General features: G+C 65.1%; 4 protein-coding genes. All 4 read left to right on the top strand.

Annotated features, from left to right (window positions below):
• The first annotated feature begins 69 nt into the window (after positions 1 to 69).
• Positions 70 to 1287 carry a zinc metallochaperone GTPase ZigA gene (gene zigA / locus ACODTY_RS23520; protein ID WP_488996595.1) on the top strand — a complete coding sequence of 406 codons (1218 nt, stop codon included), beginning with the start codon at positions 70 to 72 and terminating at the stop codon, positions 1285 to 1287.
• A 136-nt stretch (positions 1288 to 1423) separates the two neighbouring features.
• Positions 1424 to 2179: a metal ABC transporter ATP-binding protein gene (locus ACODTY_RS23515; RefSeq protein WP_488996594.1), complete on the top strand. Its 756-nt coding sequence runs from the start codon at positions 1424 to 1426 to the stop codon at positions 2177 to 2179.
• Entirely contained in the window at positions 2176 to 3045 is an 870-nt protein-coding gene (locus ACODTY_RS23510; protein ID WP_488996593.1) for a metal ABC transporter permease, read from the top strand. The genes ACODTY_RS23515 and ACODTY_RS23510 overlap by 4 nt, the downstream gene beginning before the upstream one ends.
• Positions 3046 to 3062: 17 nt before the next feature.
• Positions 3063 to 3622 (top strand): metal ABC transporter solute-binding protein, Zn/Mn family (locus ACODTY_RS23505; RefSeq protein ID WP_488996592.1); only part of this gene is annotated, 560 nt, incomplete at its 3' end.

Raw genomic sequence — 3622 nt, 5'->3', positions numbered from 1 at the left:
TCAGCTGTCGACGATTGGCGAGAGCGATGTTCGCCGGGGGCGCCGACCCTCGCCAGGACTGGGGATGACATGCAAGCGCAAGCGATACGCAAGCTGCCGGTCACGGTGCTCTCGGGCTTTCTCGGCGCCGGCAAAACCACACTACTCAACCACATACTTAACAGCCGCGAGAGCCGCCGCGTCGCGGTCATCGTCAACGACATGAGCGAGGTCAACATCGACGCTTCCCTCGTTCGCGACGGCGGCGCTGATCTGTCGCGCACCGACGAGAAGCTGGTTGAGATGACCAATGGTTGCATCTGCTGCACCCTGCGCGACGACCTGTTGCAGGAGGTGCGCCGGCTCTCGCGAGAGGGCCGCTTCGACTATCTGCTGATCGAGGGAACCGGCATCGCCGAGCCTCTGCCGGTCGCCACCACCTTCGATTTCCGGGACGAAAACGGCGAGAGCCTGTCGGATGTCGCCCGGCTCGACACGATGGTGACGGTGGTCGACGCCGCGAACCTTCTCAAGGACTATTCCTCCCGGGATTTCCTGCGCGATCGCGGAGAGACCGCCGGCAACGGCGACGATCGCGCCCTTGTAGACCTTCTGGTCGAGCAGATCGAGTTTGCCGACGTGATCGTGCTGAACAAGGTGTCGGACGCCTCGCGCCACGATCTCGACCTGGCGAGAAAGATCGTCCGTTCTCTCAATCCGGACGCCGAGCTGGTCGAGGTGGACTTCGCCAGGGTTCCGCTGGACAAGGTGTTGAGCACCGGCCGCTTCGATTTCGAGAAGGCCGAGCAGCACCCGCTCTGGTTCAAGGAACTGAACGGCTTCAAGGACCATGTTCCCGAGACCGAGGAATACGGCATCCGCTCCTTCGTCTATCGCGAGCGGCGGCCGTTCGACCCGACGAAGCTCAAGGCCTTCATAAACAAGCCCTGGCCAGGCGTGGTCAGGGCGAAAGGCTTCTTCTGGCTGGCCACGCGGCCGCATCACGTCGGCGAGATCAGCCAGGCCGGAGCGCTCATCCGCACCGGAAAGCGCGGCCTGTGGTGGGCCTCGGTGCCGAAGCACCAATGGCCGGACCATCCCGAATGGCATCTCGCCATGAAGTCCTATCTGGACCCGGTTTGGGGTGACCGCCGGCAGGAAATCGTCTTCATCGGCTGCGATCCGATGAATGAGCGCCAGATCCGCGCCGAGCTTGACGCATGCCTGGTGCCTGAGCGTGATTTCATTCCCGGCCGGTGGCGCGACCTCAACGACCCGTTCCCGAGATGGACGAACGAAGCCGCATGAGCACAACGAGCAGAGCGGCCGGGCGCCGGCATTTCACGCGCTCCTTTCTGGGCTGGTCCGCCCTCGCCCGGGTCGGCGTGGTCTGCGCCGTCCTCGTCGTTCTCTGGTTGATGGTGGCTTGGGCCGTGGCGCTGCCATGAACAACAACCTCATCCGCCTCGCCGACGTCACCGTCACCTATGACCGGCACCCGGCGGTGCACCACTTGTCCGGTTGCTTCGAGGCCGGCAGCATGACGGCGATCGCCGGCCCGAATGGCGCCGGCAAGTCGACCCTGGTCAAGGCACTGATGGGCCAGCTGCCGCTCGCCGGCGGCACCATCGACCGCTCCGGGCTGTCGCCGCGCGACGTTGGTTACCTGCCGCAGGCGGCCGAAATCGACCGGTCCTTTCCGCTCTCCGTGGCCGACACGGTGATGCTCGGCGCATGGCGCGATGTCGGCGCTTTTCGCGGCATGTCCGACGCGGTCGCGGCAAAAGCCGCGCAGGCGCTGTCGACCGTTGGGCTCGACGGCTTCGAGCATCGCCACATCGGTTCCCTCTCGGCCGGGCAGTTCCAGCGCGTGCTGTTCGCCCGCCTGCTGCTCCAGGACGCGCCGCTGATCCTGCTGGACGAGCCGTTGACGGCCATCGACGCCCGAACCACGCGCGACCTGCTCGAAATCCTGCGCAACTGGCATCGCGAGGGCCGCACCGTGATCGCCGTCCTGCACGACTTCGAGCAGGTCAAGGCGTGCTTCCCGCAAACCCTGCTCATCGCCCGCGAGCCTGTCTGTTGGGGGCCCACGGCTTCCGTCATGGCGCCGGACAATCTGGCGAAGGCGCGGGCCATGGCGGAAGCCTGGGATCAGACGGCAGAGGTTTGCGAACGTCCCAAGGAGGTCGCGGCATGACCATCTACGACATGCTGATCGTGCCCTTCATCGAATACGGCTTCATGCGCCGCGCGCTGGTGGCCTGCTTCTGCCTGGGGCTCGGGTCTGGCCCGGTCGGCGTGCTGTTGATGCTTCGACGTATGAGCCTGGTCGGCGATTCCCTCAGCCACGCCGTACTGCCGGGCGCGGCTGTCGGCTTCCTGCTCGCTGGCTTCTCCCTGACGGCGATGGGGCTCGGCGGCCTCGTCGCGGGCCTTGCGGTTGCCATCCTGTCCGGCATCGTCAGCCGCACGACCTCGCTGCGCGAGGACGCCAGCTTCGCCACCTTCTACCTCACTTCGCTCGCCGCCGGCGTGCTGATCGTGTCGCTGCGCGGATCGAGCCGCGACTTGCTTCACGTGTTGTTCGGCACCATCCTTGCCATCGACGCGCCGGCGCTCTATCTCGTCGCGGCGATCGCCTCGCTGACGCTGCTGTTGCTGGCGGTCATCTACCGTCCGCTGATCGCCGAATGCTTCGACCCGGGCTTCCTGCGCGCCGTAGACGGCAAGGGCATGCTGCACCACCTCGTCTTCCTGTTCCTCGTGGTGGTCAATCTCGTCGCCGGCTTCCAGGCGCTAGGCACGCTGATGGCCGTTGGCCTGATGATGCTGCCGGCAGCGGTCGCGCAACTCTGGCTGCGGACCCTGCCGGCCATGTTCGCGGTCGCAGCCGGCTCGGCCGCCTTTTCCGGCTTCGTCGGGCTGATCGCTTCCTTCCATCTTGGCTACGCGTCAGGGCCCTGCATCATCCTGACGGCAAGCCTCCTCTATGGCGTTTCGCTGCTCGCCGCTCCGACGGGCACGCTCAGGCGTCTGTTTCTGCGCACGCATCTGGCGGGCTGAGCCCAAGGAGATCCATCATGAGAAAACTAAACCTCTTTACGTCGATGACTGCCGCGGCGCTTATCGCCATGGCGGGCGCCGCTTATGCCAAGCCTCTCAAGGTCGTGGCGAGCTTCACCGTGCTGGCCGACGTGGCGAAAGAAGTCGGAGGCTCGAATGTCGAGGTCCAGTCGCTGGTGCCACCGGACGGCGACCCCCACGAATACGAGCCTACCCCCAATGACGCAAAGAACTTGAAGGCGGCCGATCTCGTCTTCGTCAGCGGTGAAGGGCTGGAAGGCTGGTTGGACCGCCTGATCAGCGGCTCGGGCTATACCGGAAAGCCGGTCGTCGTCTCCGACGGCGTCAATGCGCGCACCATGGAGGAGGACGGCAAGACCGTCACCGATCCGCATGTATGGAATAGCCCGGTCAATGTCGAGGTCTGGGTCAAGAACATCGAGAAGGCCTACGAGACCTCCGATCCGCAAGACGCCGCCAAGTTTCAGGCCAATGCGGAGAAATACACCAAGAAGCTGGCCGCCCTCGACGCTTATGCCCATGGCAAGCTCGATCCAATCCCGCAGGACAAGCGCAA

This window comes from Mesorhizobium sp. FG116 (assembly GCF_057809835.1).
The sequence above is the reverse complement of the archived record's forward strand: the minus strand, read 5'-3'. Positions and strand labels throughout refer to the sequence as shown.

What these genes read in the sequence shown, in the direction of transcription:
- ACODTY_RS23510 (WP_488996593.1), top strand. Translation starts at nt 2,176, where the DNA reads ATGACCATCTACGACATGCTGATCGTGCCCTTCATCGAATACGGCTTC.
- zigA (WP_488996595.1), top strand. Translation starts at nt 70, where the DNA reads ATGCAAGCGCAAGCGATACGCAAGCTGCCGGTCACGGTGCTCTCGGGC.
- ACODTY_RS23515 (WP_488996594.1), top strand. Translation starts at nt 1,424, where the DNA reads ATGAACAACAACCTCATCCGCCTCGCCGACGTCACCGTCACCTATGAC.